16 protein-coding genes are annotated in these 23275 nt (G+C 32.4%); 6 read left to right on the top strand and 10 right to left on the bottom strand.

Features of this window, described 5'->3' with window-relative positions; all coding sequences use genetic code 11:
• The 3 genes from HGB55_RS06760 to HGB55_RS06750 all read left to right on the top strand — a co-directional run.
• Window positions 1-7510: Ig-like domain-containing protein (locus HGB55_RS06760; RefSeq protein ID WP_168815899.1), on the top strand; the 7510-nt coding region annotated here is incomplete at its 5' end.
• A 12-nt stretch (window positions 7511-7522) separates the two neighbouring features.
• Entirely contained in the window at window positions 7523-8428 is a 906-nt protein-coding gene (locus tag HGB55_RS06755; protein WP_168815897.1) for a type IX secretion system membrane protein PorP/SprF, read from the top strand.
• Between the two features lie 16 nt (window positions 8429-8444).
• Window positions 8445-10037 (top strand): OmpA family protein, encoded by a 1593-nt coding sequence (locus tag HGB55_RS06750; protein ID WP_168815895.1) that lies wholly within the window; start codon window positions 8445-8447, stop codon window positions 10035-10037.
• Window positions 10038-10047: 10 nt separating this feature from the next.
• Here the strand turns inward: HGB55_RS06750 and HGB55_RS06745 are convergent, their stop codons facing one another.
• The 3 genes from HGB55_RS06745 to HGB55_RS06740 all read right to left on the bottom strand — a co-directional run bounded on the left by HGB55_RS06745 (window position 10048) and on the right by HGB55_RS06740 (window position 12099).
• Window positions 10048-10233, bottom strand: a complete 186-nt coding sequence (locus HGB55_RS06745) for an AAA family ATPase (RefSeq protein ID WP_168815893.1) — start codon at window positions 10231-10233, stop codon at window positions 10048-10050.
• A 258-nt stretch (window positions 10234-10491) separates the two neighbouring features.
• Window positions 10492-10617: a hypothetical protein gene (locus HGB55_RS15580; protein WP_256368416.1), complete on the bottom strand. Its 126-nt coding sequence runs from the start codon at window positions 10615-10617 to the stop codon at window positions 10492-10494.
• A gap of 90 nt (window positions 10618-10707) precedes the next feature.
• Window positions 10708-12099, bottom strand: coding sequence for a S8 family serine peptidase (locus tag HGB55_RS06740; RefSeq protein ID WP_168815891.1), 1392 nt, complete (start codon window positions 12097-12099; stop codon window positions 10708-10710).
• Between the two features lie 230 nt (window positions 12100-12329).
• Between HGB55_RS06740 and HGB55_RS06735 the strand changes: the two genes are divergently transcribed.
• A complete protein-coding gene (locus HGB55_RS06735; protein WP_168815889.1) occupies window positions 12330-13031 on the top strand; it encodes a sulfite exporter TauE/SafE family protein in 702 nt (233 codons plus the stop codon).
• Between the two features lie 105 nt (window positions 13032-13136).
• Here HGB55_RS06735 and hypE read toward each other — a convergent pair whose 3' ends face one another.
• The 7 genes from hypE to HGB55_RS06700 form a co-directional block, all read right to left on the bottom strand.
• The gene (gene hypE / locus HGB55_RS06730; RefSeq protein ID WP_168815887.1) at window positions 13137-14162 is read right to left on the bottom strand and encodes a hydrogenase expression/formation protein HypE; all 1026 of its coding nucleotides are present in this window, start codon (window positions 14160-14162) and stop codon (window positions 13137-13139) included.
• A 1-nt stretch (window position 14163) separates the two neighbouring features.
• Entirely contained in the window at window positions 14164-15255 is a 1092-nt protein-coding gene (hypD, locus tag HGB55_RS06725) for a hydrogenase formation protein HypD (RefSeq protein ID WP_168815885.1), read from the bottom strand.
• A 27-nt stretch (window positions 15256-15282) separates the two neighbouring features.
• The gene (hypF, locus tag HGB55_RS06720) at window positions 15283-17535 is read right to left on the bottom strand and encodes a carbamoyltransferase HypF (protein ID WP_168815883.1); all 2253 of its coding nucleotides are present in this window, start codon (window positions 17533-17535) and stop codon (window positions 15283-15285) included.
• A 32-nt stretch (window positions 17536-17567) separates the two neighbouring features.
• On the bottom strand, window positions 17568-18101 hold the full coding sequence (locus tag HGB55_RS06715; protein ID WP_168815881.1) for a hydrogenase maturation protease: 534 nt from the start codon (window positions 18099-18101) through the stop codon (window positions 17568-17570).
• A gap of 88 nt (window positions 18102-18189) precedes the next feature.
• Window positions 18190-18918 (bottom strand): Ni/Fe-hydrogenase, b-type cytochrome subunit, encoded by a 729-nt coding sequence (cybH, locus tag HGB55_RS06710; RefSeq protein WP_168815879.1) that lies wholly within the window; start codon window positions 18916-18918, stop codon window positions 18190-18192.
• A 10-nt stretch (window positions 18919-18928) separates the two neighbouring features.
• Entirely contained in the window at window positions 18929-20659 is a 1731-nt protein-coding gene (locus HGB55_RS06705; RefSeq protein ID WP_168815878.1) for a nickel-dependent hydrogenase large subunit, read from the bottom strand.
• A gap of 11 nt (window positions 20660-20670) precedes the next feature.
• Window positions 20671-21795 (bottom strand): hydrogenase small subunit, encoded by a 1125-nt coding sequence (locus HGB55_RS06700; RefSeq protein ID WP_168815876.1) that lies wholly within the window; start codon window positions 21793-21795, stop codon window positions 20671-20673.
• A gap of 246 nt (window positions 21796-22041) precedes the next feature.
• Between HGB55_RS06700 and hypA the strand changes: the two genes are divergently transcribed.
• Window positions 22042-22389, top strand: a complete 348-nt coding sequence (hypA, locus tag HGB55_RS06695; RefSeq protein WP_168815874.1) for a hydrogenase maturation nickel metallochaperone HypA — start codon at window positions 22042-22044, stop codon at window positions 22387-22389.
• Window positions 22390-22393: 4 nt separating this feature from the next.
• Window positions 22394-23230 carry a hydrogenase nickel incorporation protein HypB gene (gene hypB / locus HGB55_RS06690; RefSeq protein WP_168815872.1) on the top strand — a complete coding sequence of 279 codons (837 nt, stop codon included), beginning with the start codon at window positions 22394-22396 and terminating at the stop codon, window positions 23228-23230.
• Window positions 23231-23275: the final 45 nt, after the last annotated feature.

The following is a 23275-nucleotide window of genomic DNA, read 5'->3' as shown; positions in this document are numbered from 1 at the left end:
AGTATCAGACGCAGGAACACCATTAGCCGTAAATGATGGAACCTATATTGTAGATGAGGATAGTACAATCAATAGATTAGATTGGTCAGGTAATGATACTTTAATTGATGGAGCTACTTTAAGTAGTTTTGAAACAACAACAAGCAATGGAGGAACGGTTGTAGATAATTTAGACGGAACTTTCAATTATGTACCAGCTGCGGGTTATGTAGGAACAGATTCTTTTGAATATACTATTTGTGATAATGATACACCTATACCAACGTGTAGTTCAGCGAGGATAGATGTAGATGTTCAAAATGTGAATGATGCACCAGTAGCAACTGATGATAGTTTTTCAGGGGTAGAAGAAGCAACAATAACAGGAAATATTATAACAGGAAGTAATGGTAATGGAGTAGATAGTGATTTAGATATGGATACATTGGAAGTAAGTCAGTTTATTATTGGCGGAACTGTTTATTCAATCATATCCGGTTCAGATACTTCAGTTGTAATTCCAAATGTAGGAACAATAACAATAGGTTCAGATGGAAGTTTAACGTTTGTACCAGTAGCAGATTATAACGGGTCAGTACCAACTATTACATATACGTTAACAGATGGTTTATTAACGGATACTGCAGATGTAACAATTACTGTTACTCCAGTAAACGATGCTCCAATAGCAGATATAAACAGTACAACAACAACAGAAGATATTCCTGTAACATTTAATGTTACAAGTACCGATACAGATACAGATGGAACAATTGATTCATCAACAGTAGATTTAAACCCAACAACATTAGCAATAGATAATAGTATTACAACAGCTGAAGGAACATGGGAAGTAGCAAGTAATGGAGATGTAACCTTTACACCGGTTCTTGGTTATGTAGGAGATGCTACTTTAACATATACAGTTGAAGATAATGATGGTTTAACTTCAAATGAGGCAAACTTAAGAGTTACAGTAATAGATGAAGGAAATCCATTAGCAGTTAATAATACTGTAACTACTACAGAAGATATACCAGTAACAACTATTGATGTTACTTTAAATGATTCAATGGATGACAATGCAACAATCAACTCTGGGAATCCAGTAAGTTCAGAAGGAGTTACTGTGATAAATAATAATGATGGAACATTTACTTATACGCCACCAACAGGATTTGTAGGAACAGATACCTTTACTTATACTATATGTGATGATGATGTGCCAATAGCAAGCTGTTCAACAGCTACTGTAACAGTAACTGTAGAAGATGAAGGAGATCCGATAACAGAGAATGATTCTGCAAGTACAACAGAAGATGTTCCAGTAACTACAGGAAATGTATTAGACAATGATAGTGTTGTAGATAATGCAACAATTACAAGTTTTGATACAGCAAGTACAGAAGGCGGAACAGTAACCAGTAATGGAGATGGAACATTTGAATATACACCAGCGATAGGATTTGCAGGTATTGATACATTTACATATACAATTTGTGATGATGATGTACCAATTGCAAGTTGTTCAACAGCAATAGTGACAATTACAGTAACTGATGATATTTACCCAACAGCAGTTGATGATAATGTTTCAATAACAGAAGACACTACGGTTGCAACAGTAATAAATGCACTTTCAAATGATACACTATCAGATGATGCTACATATTCAACAGGAAGTTTTGTTTATACAGGAGCAAATGGAGCGACAATTATAGATAATAACGATGGAACGTTTGACTATACACCAGCAGTAGGATTTGTAGGATTAGATTCATTTAGTTATACAATATGTGATGATGATACACCAATAGCAACCTGTTCAACAGCAACAGTGTTTGTGAATGTAACCGATGAAGGTAATCCGGTAGCAGTTAATGATACAGCAAGTACAATAGAAGATACACTTGTTACAACAGTAAATGTATTAGACAACGATAATACTTTAGACAACGTTACTATTACAGATTTTGATACAATAAGTACAAATGGAGGAATTTTAGTAAGTAATGGAGATGGAACGTTTGACTATACACCAGCCACAGGATTTGCAGGTGTAGATACCTTTACCTATACGATATGTGATGATGATTTACCAACAGCAAGTTGTTCAACAGGAACAGTAAGTGTAACAGTATCAGACGCAGGAACACCATTAGCCGTAAATGATGGAACCTATATTGTAGATGAGGATAGTACAATCAATAGATTAGATTGGTCAGGTAATGATACTTTAATTGATGGAGCTACTTTAAGTAGTTTTGAAACAACAACAAGCAATGGAGGAACGGTTGTAGATAATTTAGACGGAACTTTCAATTATGTACCAGCTGCGGGTTATGTAGGAACAGATTCTTTTGAATATACTATTTGTGATAATGATACACCTATACCAACGTGTAGTTCAGCGAGGATAGATGTAGATGTTCAAAATGTGAATGATGCACCAGTAGCAACTGATGATAGTTTTTCAGGGGTAGAAGAAGCAACAATAACAGGAAATATTATAACAGGAAGTAATGGTAATGGAGTAGATAGTGATTTAGATATGGATACATTGGAAGTAAGTCAGTTTATTATTGGCGGAACTGTTTATTCAATCATATCCGGTTCAGATACTTCAGTTGTAATTCCAAATGTAGGAACAATAACAATAGGTTCAGATGGAAGTTTAACGTTTGTACCAGTAGCAGATTATAACGGGTCAGTACCAACTATTACATATACGTTAACAGATGGTTTATTAACGGATACTGCAGATGTAACAATTACTGTTACTCCAGTAAACGATGCTCCAATAGCAGATATAAACAGTACAACAACAACAGAAGATATTCCTGTAACATTTAATGTTACAAGTACCGATACAGATACAGATGGAACAATTGATTCATCAACAGTAGATTTAAACCCAACAACATTAGCAATAGATAATAGTATTACAACAGCTGAAGGAACATGGGAAGTAGCAAGTAATGGAGATGTAACCTTTACACCGGTTCTTGGTTATGTAGGAGATGCTACTTTAACATATACAGTTGAAGATAATGATGGTTTAACTTCAAATGAGGCAAACTTAAGAGTTACAGTAATAGATGAAGGAAATCCATTAGCAGTTAATAATACTGTAACTACTACAGAAGATATACCAGTAACAACTATTGATGTTACTTTAAATGATTCAATGGATGACAATGCAACAATCAACTCTGGGAATCCAGTAAGTTCAGAAGGAGTTACTGTGATAAATAATAATGATGGAACATTTACTTATACGCCACCAACAGGATTTGTAGGAACAGATACCTTTACTTATACTATATGTGATGATGATGTGCCAATAGCAAGCTGTTCAACAGCTACTGTAACAGTAACTGTAGAAGATGAAGGAGATCCGATAACAGAGAATGATTCTGCAAGTACAACAGAAGATGTTCCAGTAACTACAGGAAATGTATTAGACAATGATAGTGTTGTAGATAATGCAACAATTACAAGTTTTGATACAGCAAGTACAGAAGGCGGAACAGTAACCAGTAATGGAGATGGAACATTTGAATATACACCAGCGATAGGATTTGCAGGTATTGATACATTTACATATACAATTTGTGATGATGATGTACCAATTGCAAGTTGTTCAACAGCAATAGTGACAATTACAGTAACTGATGATATTTACCCAACAGCAGTTGATGATAATGTTTCAATAACAGAAGACACTACGGTTGCAACAGTAATAAATGCACTTTCAAATGATACACTATCAGATGATGCTACATATTCAACAGGAAGTTTTGTTTATACAGGAGCAAATGGAGCGACAATTATAGATAATAACGATGGAACGTTTGACTATACACCAGCAGTAGGATTTGCAGGATTAGATTCATTTAGTTATACAATATGTGATGATGATACACCAATAGCAACCTGTTCAACAGCAACAGTGTTTGTGAATGTAACCGATGAAGGTAATCCGGTAGCAGTTGTAGATAATGAAACTACAGAGATGAACATTGGTTTTACAACAGCAAATGTATTAGACAACGATAATACTTTAGACAACGTTACTATTACAAATTTTGATACAATAAGTACAAATGGAGGAATTTTAGTAAGTAATGGAGATGGAACGTTTGATTATACACCAGCATTAAACTTTATAGGTATAGATTCATTTAATTATACAATTTGTGATGATGATACGCCAATAGCAAATTGTTCAACTACACAAATATTAATAAATGTTTTATCTGGTGATTCAGATTTAGTAACAACAAAAACAGTAAGTAATCCAATACCAAATGAAGGTGAAATAGTTACTTATATACTTACTGTTGCTAATAATGGACCAAGTACAGCAACAGGAGTTAGCTTAACAGATAACTTACCAGTAGGTTTAACTTATGTTAATCATTCAACTGCTGAAGGAACATTTAATAATGGATCAGGTGTTTGGGATATTGGAAATTTAACAAATGGAGCTGTAGCCACCTTAACGATTGATGCAAGAGTAAACATAGGAACAAGCGGAGATGAGATTACGAATATAGCAACCTCAGCTGAAGGAGATCAATTCGATCCTAATCCAACAGGTAATATTCAAGTGGAATTAATAGTTAATCAATCACCATTAGCAATAGATGATAGTAGTATAGGAAACGTAACAAACAGTCCAGTATTTGTAGATGTTTTAGGAAATGATAATGATCCAGAAGGTTTATTAGATCCAACAACAGTTCAAATAGTAGGAACCACCAATCCAGAAGAAGACTTGGCTGTTTCAGGAGAAGGTACATGGAGTATAGATTCAACAACCGGAGGAATTACTTTTACGCCTGAAGCAGGATTTACAGGAGACCCAACACCAATAAGTTATACTGTAGAAGATACTAATGGCAATGTGTCGAATGAAGCTACCGTAACAGTGGGTTATGCTGTAGAATTCCCAGTAGCTGTGAATGATTTAAGTACAGGAAATGAGCTAGGCAAACCTGTTTCGGTTAACCCGTTAGCTGATAATGGATATGGAGCAGATTCTGACCCAGACGGTATTTTAGATCCAACTACTGTTAGTTTAATACCTCTAGGAACAGCAACAAGTATTGTGACAGATGTAAATGGAGATGTTACAAGTTTTGATGTTCCAGGAGAAGGAACATGGAGTGTAGATTCAGTAACAGGAGTAGTTACTTTTATTCCTATAGTTGAATTTATTACAAATCCTACACCTGTTAGCTATACTATTGAAGATAATGATGGGAACGAATCAAATAGTGCGTTGATAATAATACAAATGATTCCTCAAGCAGATATTTCTGTTATAAAAACTGATAGTAGTGATGGTTATGTAGCCGGTACAACATCTGTATATGTTATTACTGTTACTAATAATGGGCCATCAGACGCTACTAATGTAGTAGTAATTGATAATGTTCCTTCAGGATTACCAGCAAGTATTGTTTCTTGGACTGGGAATGGAACAAGTGGAACAGGTGATTTAAATAATACTATTTTAGTATTAGAAAGTGGAGAATCTATGGTTTATACTGTTAATATTGATGTGCCAAGTTATTTTACTGGACAAATTATAAATATTGCATCAGCATTTTCAGATATTGAAGATCCAGACTTAAGTAATAATACCTCAACAGATACAAGTGAAGAAGGTTTATTAGCAGCATTATTTGTTACTAAAACGGTAGATAATGAGACACCAATTGTAGGAGAAGATGTTGTATTTACAATTACAATAACAAATAATGGGCCAAGTGATGCAACAGGAATTAATCTTGTAGATAAATTACCTACGGGTTATACAATGAATAGTTTAATACCAGCAGTAGTTGATCAAGGAAGTTATGAAGCCGTATCAGGTTTATGGACCGTTGGAGCTTTAGATTATTTAGAAAGCACAACTATGTTAATAACAGCTACTGTAAATAATTTTGGAGATTATACTAATATAGCCGAAATTGTTTCTGCAGATCAAGGAGATCCAAATTCTATACATGGAAATAATAATCCGTCTGAAAATGATCAAGCAAGTGCAATAACAGTACCTGTGCCTGTTGTGGATTTAAGATTAACAAAAACAGTTGTAGACGATATTACTTCTACGGAAGTTGGAAACCAAGTAACTTTTGAAATTAGAGTTTATAATGATGGTGCAGCAATGGCAACAGGTGTTCAGGTTACAGATTTATTACCGTCTGGTTATGATTTTGTCAATTATAGTTCTACAATTGGTACATATAATCCTTTAATTGGATTATGGAATATTGGATTTATTGAAAAAGACAATACAGCTGTATTATTGGTAGATGTTATTGTGTTAGAAAATGGAGAATACATGAACTGTGCAGAAATAACAACGGCTAATGAAATGGATGTTGATTCAACTCCCGGAAATGGTGATGCTACTGAAGATGATTTTGGGTGTGCTTCTGTAACTCCAAATAGTGAGGTAGACTTAAGTATTACTAAAGCTGTAGTTGCAGACAATGTTAACCCAGAAGTTGAAACAGAAGTTACTTTTGAAATTAGAATTACCAATAATGGTACAGTTGATGCTAATGAAGTAGAAGTAACAGATTTATTACCTTCAGGTTATACATTTGTAAATTATAGTTCAACAGAAGGTACATATAGTGAAGTAACAGGTTTATGGAATATAGGAAACATATTAAAAGGAGATACAGAAATATTGTTAATAGATGTAAATGTTAATGCATTTGGAGATTATATAAACTGTACTTCAATTAGTAACTTACACCAAACAGATCCTAATCTTTCTAATAATTCAGCTTGTTTGGCAATAACACCAATACCAGTTATAGATTTGGAATTAACAAAAGATGTTGATGATTTAGAGCCAGTTGCAGATACTGAAGTTGAATTTATTATTATAGTAGTTAATAACGGGCCAAGTGATGCCACAGGAGTTGAAGTAACAGATTTATTACCTTCAGGTTATACATTTGTCAATTATATAGCAACAACAGGTAATTATGCTGAGACAACCGGAATATGGAATATAGGTAATATAACTAGTAATACTTCGGAAACGTTAACTATAACTGCAATTGCATTAACTACTGGAGACTGGACAAACATTGCTGAGATAACTGCGGCCAACGAATTTGATATAGATTCAACTCCTGGAAATTATGATTTCTATGAAGATGATAGAGCTCAAGTAACAACAGAGCCAATTATATTATTGACAATACCAGAAGGGTTTACTCCTAATGGAGATGGTGTGAATGATGTTTTAGGTATTCAATATTTAGAAGTGTTGTACCCTAACTTTAGTATGGAAATTGTTAATAGATGGGGTAATATAGTTTACAAGTATAAGCATAATGGTAACCCAAATAAAACACCAGAATGGTTTGATGGAACATCTAACGGAAGATGGAATGTAGGTAAGGGTAAATTACCAGTAGGAACTTATTTCTATACAATTTACTTTAACAATAATGAGAGAAAGCCAGAAGTTGGTTGGATTTATTTAAGGAGATAAAAACATTAATTTATGAAAAAAACAAAATTACTATTAGGCGTTTTAACGTTATTATCTATAACAACTATTTTTGGTCAGCAAGACGCACAATACACACAATATATGTACAATATGAATGTATTAAACCCTGCATATGCTGGTTCTAAAGGGGTTACAAGCATCGGGTTATTAGGAAGATCTCAATGGGTTGGGGTTGATGGAGCACCACAAACTGTTACTCTTTCTATACATTCTCCCATTGGTAAATTTGTTGGATTGGGTTTTTCGGTAATTCATGATGAAATAGGTCCGGTAAAAGAAGATAATGTGTATGTAGATTTTTCATATACAATTTTTACATCAGATGAAGGGAGGTTGGCTTTTGGATTAAAAGGCGGTGTTAGTTTCTTAGATGTTAGAGAGGTAAATCAGGTAGAAGATGGAGACCCATTAAATATTCCAATTAATAAAGTTTCTCCAAATTTTGGAGCGGGTATTTATTATTATACTAATAGATTTTATGTTGGACTATCTGTTCCTAACTTTTTAGAAACAAGATATCTTGAAAAAAATAAAGGAATTTATAGTACAGCTTCAGAAAAAATGCATTATTTCTTAACTTCAGGTTTAGTATTTGATTTATCCGATAATTTAAAATTTAAACCATCTTTTATGTTTAAAGCAGTCTCTGGAGCTCCATTATCTGTAGATTTATCTGGTAATATATTACTTGATGAAAAATTTGAAGTAGGTTTATCTTATAGAATAGATGATTCTATAAGCGGAATGATAGGTTTAAATGTTAATAATGATTTTAGAATTGGATATTCCTATGACTATACAATAACAAGATTTGGCAATTATAATTCAGGCTCACATGAAATAATGCTCTTGTTTGATTTTAATAGGAAAATGATAAAAAGTCCAAGATTCTTCTAAATTTAGAATATATACTATGAATAAAATTACTTTAATATTACTATTATTTTGTGTATCATTTTTAAATGCTCAAGATATTAATTATACAATTAGAAATATTTCTAAAAATACAAAATATCAAGATTTTGGTGTAACTTATTATGGGGATTCTTTAGCTGTATTTGCATCTTCAAGGAAAGATAAATCTATTAGAAAAAGAGTTTGGTTTGGTAATAAACAGCCTTTTTTAGAATTGTATGTGGGGAAAGTTGTTGAAAATGGAGATATTATTAATATAGAAAGGTTTTCAAAAACAATAAATACAAAGTATCATGAATCCAATGTATCATTTACAAAAGATTTACAAACTGTTTATTTTACAAGAGATAATTATTTAGACAATAAAATTAAAAAGGATACAGTTGGTTGGATATTAAACCAGTTATATGTAGCTAAAATAGGGGATGATGGAAAATGGAAGAATATAAAACCTATGCCGTTTAATAGTGACAACTATCAAACAGGTCATCCAGTTTTAAATGAAAAAGAAGATAAATTATATTTTATTTCAGATATGCCTGGGGGCTACGGGTTAACAGATATTTATGTTGTAGAGATATATAATGACGGAACTTATGGAAGCCCTCAAAATTTAGGGCCTATAGTAAATTCAAACAAAAAAGAGATGTTTCCTTATATAGATGGTAATGATATTTTATATTATTCATCAAATGGTTATAAAAATAGTTATGGAGGTTTAGATATATATGTTACTAAATTAACAAATGGCAAGGTATTGGAAAAACCCCAAAACTTAGGTTTTCCAATCAACAGTGATAAGGATGATTTTAATATTGTATTTCAAAAAAATAAAAGAGTAGGTCATTTTTCATCAAATAGAATTGGAGGAAAAGGAGATGATGATATTTATTATTTTGAAGAACTAACTCCAGTTGTTTTTGAATGTAATCAAATTGCTGAAGGAATTGTTAGGGAGAAAGAATCTGGAGCTTTATTGCCTGGTGCTAAAGTAGATTTAATTAATGAAAAAGGTGTTGTTTTAGAAAGTACTATTGCTGATAAGTATGCTACATTTAGTTTTAAAGTTAATTGTAATACAGCTTATAAAGTAGTTGGTTCTAAACAAGATTATATTGAAGATATGGTAACATTTACAACTTCTAATGTTAATGAGCTAGAATTAGCTTTGAACTTAAATTTAGGAACTAATGAGTTTGTAAATGTAAGAGGTATGTTAATGATTAATATTAATCCTATTTATTTTGATTTAGATAAATCATTTATTAGACAAGATGCAGCTATTGAAATCGAAAAGGTTGTTAGAATAATGAAGAAATATCCTAAATTAAAAATTGATTTAGGCTCGCATACAGATAGTAGAGCTCATGACAAATATAATCAAGATTTATCAGATAGAAGAGCTAAGTCAACCATAGATTGGATTATAGAAAGAGGTATAGATCCGTCTAGAATTACTGGAAAAGGTTATGGGGAAACTGAATTAGTAAATAAATGTGCGAATGATGTTCCTTGTACTGAAGCAGAGCATCAATTAAATAGAAGAACTGAGTTTGTAATTGTAAACCCCGAAGAAATCCGAGAGTATTAAATTCTCACCTTTACTTTGGATTTGTAAGAATATTTCGAACAGTTGGATCATCCCCATCTAAAAATAAATGTTCTTTATTTTCAAGGATACTTTTACATAATGTTGTTTTTCCAACTTGTCTTGGGCCAATTATTATAATAGCCTTTCCTTTCCCAAATTTACTCTCAATGGCAGCACTTAACTCTCGTTGGATCATAACTTTTAGTGATTATATTCCCCAAAAGTAATGCTTTTTAGGGAATACAATCACCTGAAGTGCATTTTTTTAATTTATTTTAGTAAAATTTTTATAAGAGTAATGAAAAATGCTACCTACCACAAATTTTTACTAAAGTATTTTTCTATTCACCAAAAAATAGGGTAATTGGTGAATATAATCACCAATTTTACATTTTTAACGATTATATAGACAAATTACAGTAAAACATTGGTTTATCTTATCATATCCAGTTAACTACCTGCCCAAATTTAATTCATAGTGAGTGCTTCTACCACTACCTTTTACAATAAAAACTCCCATTTCTTCTAATGTTTGTAAATCCCTTGTGACAATATCTTTAGAAGTTTGGTTAATTCGCATATGTTTTTTTAACAGTCATTTCTCTTTCGGTACAAAAAAAGCCGAAACAATTTGTTTCGGCTTTTTTGTTTTAAAAATTTTTCAATAAGTTTATTCAGTCACCGCTTTAAAAGCATTTACCCGTCCATATCCATAATATGCACTATTATTTTTATCAATTTTATCAGCAGTTTCAAAAAGTTTCTTTTCAACTTCATGAGGGTTCATTTCTCCCCCATTTTTACCAATAATTAAAGCTGCAACACCTGCAACATGTGGTGATGCCATACTTGTTCCTGCTGACCAAGACCAACCATTACTAATAGTACTTAAAACCATATCATAATAATAGAAACTATATGGTGAATCAAAATCTCCTCCAGGAGCTGCTAAATCAACTAACGAATTTCCGTAATTTGAATATGAGGCTAGTTCATCTAAATTTGTTGATGTATCCAACGCCCAGTTTAAGGGAGCTGTTGCTGATACTGAGATAACATTATTTAAATCTGCCGGTAAAACAATTGTAGAACCATTACCGTCTCCATTCATTCCTGAATTACCCGCTGATGTAATTATTGTAACACCTTTCTTAAAAGCATAATCAATTGCTCTCTGTTGTGCATAAATAATTTCCTGTATATATTTTGAAGGTATTTTTGCAGTTAAATTACCTTCTTCATCATAAAACTTACCATCTTTATTTAACGTAGTCCCTAAACTCATATTTATTACATCTGCACCATTATTTGCTGCATAAACAATTCCGGCATTTATACCACTAAAAGGACCGCTTCCTGTAAATTCTGACAGAACCTTAACTGCAACAATTTCTGATTTAGGCGCTACACCAATTACTCCAAAAGAGTTATCAGCTGCAGCAATAATTCCGGCAACATGAGTACCATGATTAAAATAAAATCCAGGTTGTATGTTCCAATCTTCGCCTTCAACAAATGATGCTGAAAGTTCGGTATTTAAATTAGACGCTAAATCAGGATGTTCAGCATCAATACCACTATCTAAAATAAATACTTTAGCATTTTCGCCTTGATAGCCAACATTCCAAGCTTCAGGTGCATCAATAGCGTCCATTCCCCATTGATAAAAGAAATATGGTTCATCGCTTCCTATACTGATAGGATTTGCAAAAGGATCAACATCTACAGGTTCAATCCAATCTACAGTTAAATCAGGAATTACCGATTTAACATCATCTAAATTGGCAACCTCGTTTTCAAAATTAGCATTTGAAGGTTTTACAACTAAAATTCCAATTTCCGGAATTGTTCTAATAATTTCTCCGTATTTTTTTACAGATGATAGTAATTCTTTGGATAATGTTTCGGATTTAGAAACAACCATAAATGATTTGTTAGATGCTGTACTTTTTGCAGCAATAACATCTTCTTCGCTATTAGCAACTTCTTCTATAAAATCAGACTTGTCACAAGAATTCAAAAGCAAAAACACAATTGAAAATAAAAGATAACTTTTTTTCATAATACAATTTATTAGTTTGGTTAATATGAGTATCAAAAATATAATATTTAAATTAATTTTAATAATTATTTTGATTTATTATCAACTCTATTGATTGAATCTGCTTTTATTATTATTTTAACTAAATTTTACTCATTTATTTAACTTTAATCCATTTTTAAAATTTTAATTTCAGTTTAAATTATTACTTAAAAAAAATCATTAAATTTATACTATCAAATTCAAACTTAATGGAGCTAACTTTCCCTTTATTTGCCGGTATTTTAGCGGCAATGCTACATGTTATTTCAGGACCCGATCATTTAGCAGCCGTAACACCTTTTGCTATTGAGAGTAAAAAGAAAGCTTGGAAAGTTGGTTTGTTTTGGGGAATCGGACATTTATTAGGAATGCTTTCTATTGGTGTTTTATTTTTAGCTTTTAAAGAATTAATTCCTGTTGAAAAAATTTCAGAGCATAGTGAGCAATTTGTGGGAATTATTTTAATTGTTTTAGGCTTATGGGTACTTTATAAAATATTTAAAAAAGATAAACACCATAAACATACACATGTTCATAGCGACGGAAATCCAATAATTCACAAGCATAAACATATACATCAACACGATAAAACACACAATCACGAACATAAAAATTTAAAACAGGGTAATATAGCCTCATTATCTTTTGGGTTTATTCATGGATTAGCCGGTGTAGCTCACTTTTTGCTGTTTTTACCTGTATTAGGTTTTACCTCAAAATTGGACTCTGTAAAATATATTATTGGTTTTGGAATTGGAACTTTAATAGCTATGATTTCATTTGCATTTGTTATTGGTAAAATTGCCGATTTTTCTAAACAAGACCATAACGATACCTTTTTTAAAGGTATTCGATTAGCCGGAGGCTTATTTGCATTGGTTATTGGTGTATATTGGACAATTGCTAATTAATTTATACTTACACACCTATCATTCCTGAGAAGGTAGGAATGATAGAATTCTACAAGAATGACATAATTTTTAGCTTAAATTTGATTCCTCTTTGGAGTTAGGGGGCTAACAAATTCGGGGTAATTGCTCACCAACTAACGGACTCACAATTCTTTTACCTCCAATCAAACTTTCCATCACTACTTTATTAGGGTGTTCATTAGTGAATTCTCCAATAATGGCTGAATTTTTGCCTTTTGTATGGTTTTTCATTAGTTTTAAAACTTCAGCTTCAATACTTGAATCAACAACTACCAAAAAAACGCCTTCATTTGCCACATACATAGGATCTAAACCTAACATTTCACAAGCTGCAGCTACTTGTTTTTCAACAGGAATTAATGCTTCTTTTATAAATACTCCTTTTGAAATATCTGTAGCTATTTCGTGTAAAACTGTGCCTAAACCTCCACGTGTCGGATCTCTGAATAATTTAATTTTATCTCCAAAATTATCTAATAACTCTTCAACTAAAAAGTTTAAATTAGTGGAATCGCTTTCTAAATCCGATTCAAATTCCAAGCCTTCACGCTCACTCATAATTGCCATTCCGTGCTGAGCAATAAAACCATTCACCAAAATTTTATCTCCTGCTTTTATATTTTGAACTGAAATATTCGCCTTTGGATGCACTTCTCCGAAACCTGTGGTATTAATAAAAATTTTATCGCCTTTTCCTTTTTCTACCACTTTTGTATCGCCGGTAATAATTAACACTCCACTTTCATCGGCTGCTTTTTTTATAGAAGTTACTATTTTAATAAACTCTTCAACTTTTAACCCTTCTTCAACAATAAAAGCCAACGATAAATATTTAGGAATGGCTCCACACATAGCCACATCATTTACTGTTCCGTAAACAGCCAATTCACCAATATTTCCTCCTTTAAAAAAAATAGGAGTTATTACAAAACTATCGGTAGAAGCAGCAATTTCACCTTCAAATTTTACAATAGAACCATCGTGTTTTTGATCTAAATATGGGTTGCTGAATGTTTTAAAAATGATGTTATCCAACAATTTTCTGGTTAATTCTCCACCACTTCCGTGTCCTAAATTTATAGTATCAAATCCTAAATTTTCTATATCCATTTTAATCGATTAAATTGTTTGAAAAATGATAATACGCTGCACAAGCACCTTCCGAAGAAACCATTGGAGCTCCTAACGGATTGGATGGTTTGCACACTTTTGCAAATTGACTGCATTGATATGGCTTTTTGATGCCTCGTAAAATTTCACCTGCTATACAAGCTGAATTTTCAAGTACTTTTATATTACTTATATTGAATTTTACCTCAGCATCATACTTTTTATAAGCTTCTTTAATTACATAACCACTATTTGGAATTTCACCAATGCCACGCCATTCTCTATTTCCAATTTCAAAAACCTGATGAATAACTTTTATCGCCGGAATATTACCTTCTTCTTTAACCACACGTGCATATTGATTTTCCAATTCATAATTGCCTTCTTCCAACTGTTTTACTGCCATATAAATCCCTTGCACCAAATCTAACGGTTCAAAACCTGTAACAACAATTGGAATTTTATATTTCTCAACCAACGGATAATATTCTTTCATTCCCATAATAGCACAAACGTGTCCTGCTCCCAAAAAAGCATCAATAGTACACAATTCATCATCTAAAATGGCTTCCATCGCAGGAGGCACTAATACGTGAGATGTTAAAATTGAATAATTTGTAATTCCTTCTTTTTCAGCGTGCAATACAGAAAGTGCATTCGCCGGAGCTGTAGTTTCAAACCCAACAGCAAAAAATACCACTTCTTTATCAGGGTTTTGTTTTGCAATAGAAACCGCTTCAATAGGTGAGTATAAAATACGCAAATCACCTCCGTTTGCTTTGGCTTCTAACAAGCTTTTTTTACTTCCCGGGACCCGAATCATATCGCCAAATGAACACACAATAATACCTTGCTCTAACAATTCAATAGCTTTATCAATTAAATGGAGTGGTGTTACACAAACCGGACAACCCGGACCGTGAATCATTCGCACTTTTTCGGGTAATAATTCTAAAATCCCATTTTTAACTAAGCTATGTGTTTGTCCACCACAAATCTCCATAATATTCCATACGCTAGTGGTAATTTTATGAATTTCGTCCAAGTATTTTTTGGTGGCTTCTAAATTTCTATATTCACTTAAATACTTCATTCTTTAGTTTTCAGCAATTCGTAATTCTCAATTCTTAATTTTCAAGTAATACATCATTTGTCCAAAAGATATATTTTCATCGTTTGGTGATAAATCTTTATGAAAATACAATTTTATTTCTTTTGGTGCTAATTCCAAAAGCATATCAACCAACGTAGTATTCTGAAAAATACCGCCACTTAAAGCTACGTTTTTATAATGATGTAGTTGGGCAATTTCAATAATGATTTTTGCCAACGTATATAAAAAGTTTGCAATAATATGGCTGGTTGTTTCGCCTTTTAGAACATCTACATACACATTTTGTATGATTTCTTTTGCTGAAATTATAGAGGAATCTTTCAAATAACACGTACAAGAGTTTACACTATAATCTTCAACTTGATTTTCTAATAAAATAGGAGCTTCAGCTTCATAACTGTTAAAATCCGATATATTTAAAAGTGAAGCTACCGCATCAAAAATCCGCCCAACGGAAGATGTTTTTAATTTATTGTTTTTCAATAAATATTGATATGTTTTCAGTTCTTTTTCTGAAAATTTTTCAGTTAAAACCGGTTCCATTTCTGGCAAAGCTAAAGAGAGCAAAGATAAGCGAGGTTCTTTCGACATTTTATCTCCCAACAACCAATCAAAATACTCAAAATGATGGATTCTTTGTATTGAATTCTTCTCATAATTAAAAAATTCTCCTCCCCAAATTTGAGCATCATCTCCATAACCTGTACCATCAAAAATAACACCTAATACTTTTTCATTCCACAAATTATGTTCGCCTAAAATAGCTGTAAAATGCGCTTTATGATGCTGAATTTCTACTAATTTTGAATGTGTTGTTGAAGCCAATTCTTTTCCAAACTGTGTGCTGTTATATAGCAGATGTTTATCTACCAAAACAACGTTTGGTTGCTGTTCAAAAATGTTGATGAAGGATATGGAAGTTTGAGAAAAACGTTGATAAACATCAAAATTATCCAAGTTTCCTAAATACTGACTTACATACAAATTTTCATTAGGCAAAAAGGCAATACTGCTTTTTAAATGTGCTCCCATTGCCATTATTTTAGCATCAGATTGTATTGAAATATTCAAATAATTGGGTGCATAACCACGTGAACGCCTAAATAAAACTTCCTGACCAAATTTATAACTGAATTTTACCACGGAATCATCCTGCGGATGCATAATTTGTAAATTGTGCTGTAAAAAATAATCGGCTACTTCTCTTAATTTTTCAATTGCTTCTTCATTTTCACTTATGATTGATGAGCCGTGAATATTGCCACTTGTGGCTACAATTGGAAACTCTAATTTGTTTGCTAACAATTGTAAAATACCTGAATAAGGCAACATTACACCCAACTGATTTAATTCTGGAGCAACTTCATTTAAAGCAATATTTCCTGTATAATTTTTTAAAGAAATAATGTTGATTGGTCGCTCGGAAGAAGTGAGCGATTTTATATGAGCTTCAGTAACAGTTAATTCCTTTTGTAAAAATTTTAAAGAAGGATATAAAACCGCAAAAGGTTTTTTTGGTCTGTTTTTTTTCGCTCTTAACTTTGTTACAACCTCCGCATTTTGAGCATTACAGCACAACAAATAACCACTAGTATTTTTAATGGCTATAATTTTTCCTTGAGAAAGTAAACTTGCTATTTTCGGGAATACATCAGCTTTTGAAACAGAAAGTTTTTTTCCTGAATTATCAATTAATTTTAATGAAATTCCGCAAGTTTTACACGTATTAGTTTGCGAATGAAATCGTCTATTTATCGAATTTGTATATTCTTCCTTGCATTCATCACACATTGGAAAATCGTCTATGCTTGTATGATTTCTTTCAAAAGGGAATGTTTGTGTAATTGCCCAACGTGGTCCACAATTTACACAGGTAGTAAACGGATATTGGTAACGTCTGTTTTCAGGATTTTCAATATCCTTTTTACAATTATCGCAAATAGCAAAATCGGGTGTTAAAGGCAAATTTAACTGTCCGTTTTTTTGAGAAGGCACTATTTTAAAATCTTCAAATGAGATAAAATCAACTTCTTCAATTTCACTATGCTTTATTTTTGAGACCGGAGGAGGAAATTGATATATTTTTTGATAGAAATTTTTAATAGATTTTTTTAAACCTGTTACATAAATAACAACACCTGTTTCATTGTTAGAAACCGTTCCTTTTAATGAAAATTTAGTAGCCAAACCATAAACATACGGACGAAAACCTACACCTTGTACTTGTCCGGAAAAAGTAATTTTACAGGTTTTCAGCATATTATTTACAGCTTATTTAGAATACTATAAATTTACGATTTTTTTAGCTGAAGTTCTTCTGATAACTTTAAAATTTGCTCTATAAGTTTAGGTATTGCTTGTTTAACTTTTGGATTTAATTCAATAGTCATTGGAGTTAATTCTTTTATAGAAACCGTGAATAGATGAATATCAGGTACTTTTTCCATTAAATAAACCGCTTCAATCATATCTTTTAAACCTACATCGTGTACACTTAATGCTGAAGGAAAATCGGAGGCAAATTTTGGTCGAATTAAAGAAATTGTTCCTTCTGGTTTACCATCCATAGTAGCATCAACAAAAATAATGGTTGCATAGGCTTCAAAACAACTGAGTAGTAAAAAACCGCCAGTTCCTCCGTCTAAAATATCTACATTTTTAGGTAAATTCAACTTATCCATTTGCTGAATTACATGCACACCTATACCTTCATCTCCCATCAAATAATTACCAACACCCATAACTAAAACACTGCTAGATTTATCTTTTTCAAAAAAATAGGAGTCGCTACTTATGGCAACCGGAGTTCTTTCTTTTATATTCATTTTTATTTAAATTTTAAAAGTAAATTCATTCAACCTAAAAATACGGCAGCAGAATGAATTTACTTTTTAGTCTAAGGGTATAAAAAAATCAATCAGTTTTTATTTCTTCATCCAATTCTTCAACAGCCTTTTTTAATCTGGTTTCATCTACAAATTTAAAACCTCCAAACATAGATGAAACTTCTCCTCTTCCTTCTATATAATCATGATAAAACACAAGATATACATGAATCATACTAAAAAATATGAACAACCACATAGCAATATGATGTATGGTACGTACCATAAAATCACCTCCAAATAAAGGTATTACCCAACTGAATAATTTTGGTAACCACCAACTTGACATGTCAGCATATAATGCAAAACCTGTAAATACCTGAATTAGAGCTATAAAGAACATCACTAGATAGGAAAGTGTTGCTACACTGTTATGACCTATACTTATATCTCTTACATCGTGTTTTTCTTCATTTAGCAGAAATATATCAATTTTTAATACATGCCAAAAGTTATTCCAGTTCTTTTTGGTAAATGGCCAAAAGGCTCTCCAACTTGCAAATTGGTTTCCTACAAACGCCCAATAAATTCTTAAAATCATTACAAAAAAGAAGATATAAGCAGCAGTGAAATGAATAAATCTAATAATTCCGAAAGTGTGTAAGTTTGTTGCTTCTGCACTTGATAGAATTGCAGGAGGGTTTGCTATTAAAAAACCTGTAATGGTTAAAACAACTATACATAGAACATTTAACCAATGAAAAATTCTAACCGGCAGCTCCCAAACCATCACTCTTTTAAAGTTTCTAGTTTTCATAACTTACATTTTAACGTTCGCAACTTGCAATATTTTGAACTTGAGAAATATGATTTCCATGTTCATCATATAAATGTACTGCACACGCAATACAAGGATCAAAAGAATGTATGGTGCGTATAATTTCTAAAGGCAATTCAGGATCAGCAACAGGCGTACCTATTAAAGTAGATTCGTAAGCTGAACGTTGCCCTTTAGGATCACGTGGTGATGCGTTCCAAGTACTTGGCACCACTTGTTGGTAATTTGCAGTTTTCCCGTCTTTAATTCTAATCCAATGTGCTAAAGCACCTCTTGGAGCTTCCATAAAACCAACCCCTTTGGCTTCAGCAGGCCATGTTTTTGGTTCCCAACTATTCATATTAGCCATACGTTCATCACCATTTTTAATGTTGTTCATCAATGTGTCATAAAATCCCATTGTCCAATTAGCAACCAATTGCGTTTCAATACCACGAGCAGCTGTTCTACCCAAAGTAGAAAATAATGCATCAACAGGCACATCTAAATGAGTTAATGCACCATTTACAGCATCTTGTATTTCTTTATTTCCTCTACCATAGCCAACCAATAAGCGTGCAAGTGGACCAACTTCCATAGGTAATCCTTTCCAACGAGGTGTTTTTATAAAGCTGTATTTTTCTTCAACATTTAAGAAATCGTACGGTGGTTTTGGTCCTGAATAATTGATATTTGTTTCTCCATCCCAAGGATGTTTTCCTTTATCGTCACCATCAGAATAATTGTACCAAGAATTATTCACAAACTCTTCTATATCTCCATTTCTATGATCTACATCGTGAACTTTAGATAAATCTCTATCTAAAATAACTCCTTGTGGGAATTTAAAGCTAGATAAATCGGCATAACCATTGGTTGGAAAATCTCCGTAAGACATATAATTTCCAAAACCTTTACCTATTGCTCCCCAATCTTTATAAAATGAAGCAATTGCCAATAAATCCGGTATATAAACTTGTTCAACAAATTGTTTTCCTTCTTTTAATAATTTACCTACCATTGCTAATCTTTCAGCATTTAAACCTCCAGGACTTTCAGAGTTTATAGCACAAGCCATACCGCCCACCAAATAATTAGGATGTGGATTTTTACCTCCAAAAATGGTATGAATTTTTACAATTTCTTTTTGCCATTCTAAGGCTTCTAAATAATGTGCAACTCCTAATAAATTAACTTCAGCAGGTAATTTCATTTGAGGATGTCCCCAATAACCATTAGCAAAAATTCCTAATTGACCACTTTCTACAAATTTTTGTATTCTTCTTTGAACATCGGAAAAATAACCCGGAGAACTTTTTGGCCAACTTGAAATGCTTTGTGCTATTTCTGATGTTTTTTTAGGATCGGCTTTTAAACAATTCACCACATCAACCCAATCTAATGCGTGTAAATGATAGAAATGAACTACATGATCGTGCATATATAATGAACCTTCCATAATATTTCTAACCATTTCGGCATTTGCTGGAATTGCAATATCTAAAGCATCTTCAACAGCTCTAACTGAAGCTAATGCATGTACGGTAGTACAAACACCACAAGTGCGTTGTACAAAAGCCCAAACATCTCTGGGATCACGTCCTTTAACAATTTGTTCAATACCTCTAACCATTGTACTTGAACTATAGGCATCAACTATTTTTCCATCTTTTATTTCTGCTTCTATTCTTAAATGACCCTCAATACGTGTAACAGGATCAACTACTATTCTATTTGCCATTGTTTTAAGTTTTAAGAATCAATATTTTTTTCGTTAGACTTACCTCTTCTAATTCTGCTCATTAGTTCTTTGCGTTTAGATATATTTGCCGCAACAGCATGTACTGCTAAGCCACCTGCTAATACACCGGCAGCCACTTTTCCTATATCATCTGCAAGTCCTTCTTCTTCTAATCCCGGTACTTTTGTGGCTCTCTCATAAAAAGGTCCATTATCCCAGAAATTAGCTTCACTACAACCAATACAACCATGGCCTGACTGAATTGGGTAACTAACACCGTTATTCCACTTTATAGTTCCGCAAGAATTGTAAGTCATAGGCCCTTTACAACCTAATTTGTATAAACAATAACCTTCTTTAGCGTTATGATCATCAAAAGTTTCAGCAAATAATCCGGCATCATAATAAGGACGACGATAACAACTATCGTGTACACGTTTTGCATAAAATGCTTTAGGACGCCCTAAACGATCAAGTTCAGGTAAACGACCAAATGCCACTACATGAACAATAATACCCGCCATAACTTCACCAATAGGAGGACAACCCGGTACTCTGATTATTGGTTTATTTTTTACAATTTTATGTATTGGAGTGGCTTCTGTTGGATTTGGTTTTGCAGCTTGTATACAACCATTAGAAGCACAACTACCCCAAGCAATTATTGCTTTTGCTCCCTCAGCTGCTTCTAAAAATGATTCTTTTGCTGATTTACCGGCAATACAACAATAATTACCATCATCACCTAAAGGAATAGAACCTTCAACACAAAGAATATACTCTCCTTTGTATTTATTCATCGTTTCCTGTTTGGCAGCTTCGGCTTGATGCCCGGATGCAGCCATTAAGGTTAATGTATAATCTAAAGAAATTCGATCTAAAATAATATCAGCTACAATTGGATGATCTGATCTTATAAAAGATTCACTACAACAAGTACACTCTTGATAATGCTCCCAAATAACAGGTAATCGAGGTGTATTTTCCAATGATTTTGCAATTTGCCCAACCATTGTAGATTCTAAGCCCATAAAAGCAGCCATATATGTAGTAAATTTCATAAAATCTCTACGATTATAGCCATTCTTTATAATGCTCTCATAATATGTTTTACGTTGCTCATTATTAATAGACATAGGGTAAAATTTTAGATAGTTAAAAAAGACTTTTAAAACTTATTGCTTTAACTTTAAAAAAGTCACATTCTAAATTACAATTTTTTTTAATACGCATAACGTTAACATCCTAATTTAGAATGCTTTAAAATAAGATGTAATACTCCTATATTAGTAACAATTGTTACAAAAATTATTAGTATTCTATAATAATTATTAATTCTACTATTTAATTCGTAATTTTGAGAGTAATCTAACTTAACAACAATGCACGAATTATCTATAGCTATGAGTATTGTTAAAATTGCTGAAGATGAAACAGCAAAAGTAAAAGCCGATAAAGTATCTAAAATAGAACTGGAAATTGGTGTTTTATCAGGTATTGAGTTAGATTCTTTAAATTTTGTATGGGAAATGGCAGTAAAAGACAGTGTTCTTGAAAATGCCGAAAAAAAAATTATTATTATTCACGGTAAAGGTAAATGTGTAGATTGTGATACAGAATTTGAAATGGAAAACATTTATGATTGTTGCCCCAAATGCAACAGCAATTTTAAAGGAATCCTTCAGGGTAAGGAATTAAAAGTAAAATCTTTAGAAATCATTCAAAACTAAAATTATGTGCGGAACTTGTGGCTGTGGATCAGACAATAACGGTCCAACAATATTAAAACCGGGTGAACATAAACATACTCATGGTGAGCACCACCATGACGAGCATGGTCATTCTCATGACCATAATCATCACCATCATGATGGACACACACATTCACACGGACATCATCATGATAATCACACTCATGATCATCAACATAAAGTGTTAGAAATTGAGCAGGATATTTTACAAAACAATCAAGTTTTAGCTGCAAGAAACAGAGGCTATTTTGAAGCAAAAAATATTTTTGCGTTAAATTTAGTCAGCTCTCCCGGATCTGGTAAAACCTCAATTCTAGAACGTACTTTAGCCGATTTAAAAAATGACATTTCTTTTTATGTTATTGAAGGAGATCAGCAAACATTGAACGATGCCAACAGAATTGACAAACTTAAAATACCTGTAGTTCAAATTAATACCGGCAAAGGCTGCCATTTAGAAAGTGACGTAGTATATGATGCCGTTAAAAAACTTGAGATTAAAGACAATTCAATTTTAATGATCGAAAATGTTGGAAATTTAGTTTGCCCTTCAATGTTTGATTTAGGTGAAAACAAACGCGTTGTAATTTTGAGCACTACAGAAGGTGAAGACAAACCAATTAAATATCCTGATATGTTTCATACTGCAGATATTTGCATTATAAATAAAATGGATTTATTACCTTATGTTAATATTGATATTGAAAAATTAAAGAATTATGCATTGCAGGTAAATCCTCATTTGCAGTTTTTTGAAATGTCTGCCACCAAAGGTGAAGGTATGGAAAAATGGTATGAGTGGTTAAAAAACCCATCCTAAATCCTTTCTTTCCAAAGGAAAGGACTTTTTAAGTATCAAAAAAAA

Source organism: Lutibacter sp. B1, assembly GCF_012524075.1.
Taxonomy (GTDB): domain Bacteria; phylum Bacteroidota; class Bacteroidia; order Flavobacteriales; family Flavobacteriaceae; genus Lutibacter.
This window is presented reverse-complemented; position numbering and strand designations above follow the sequence as displayed.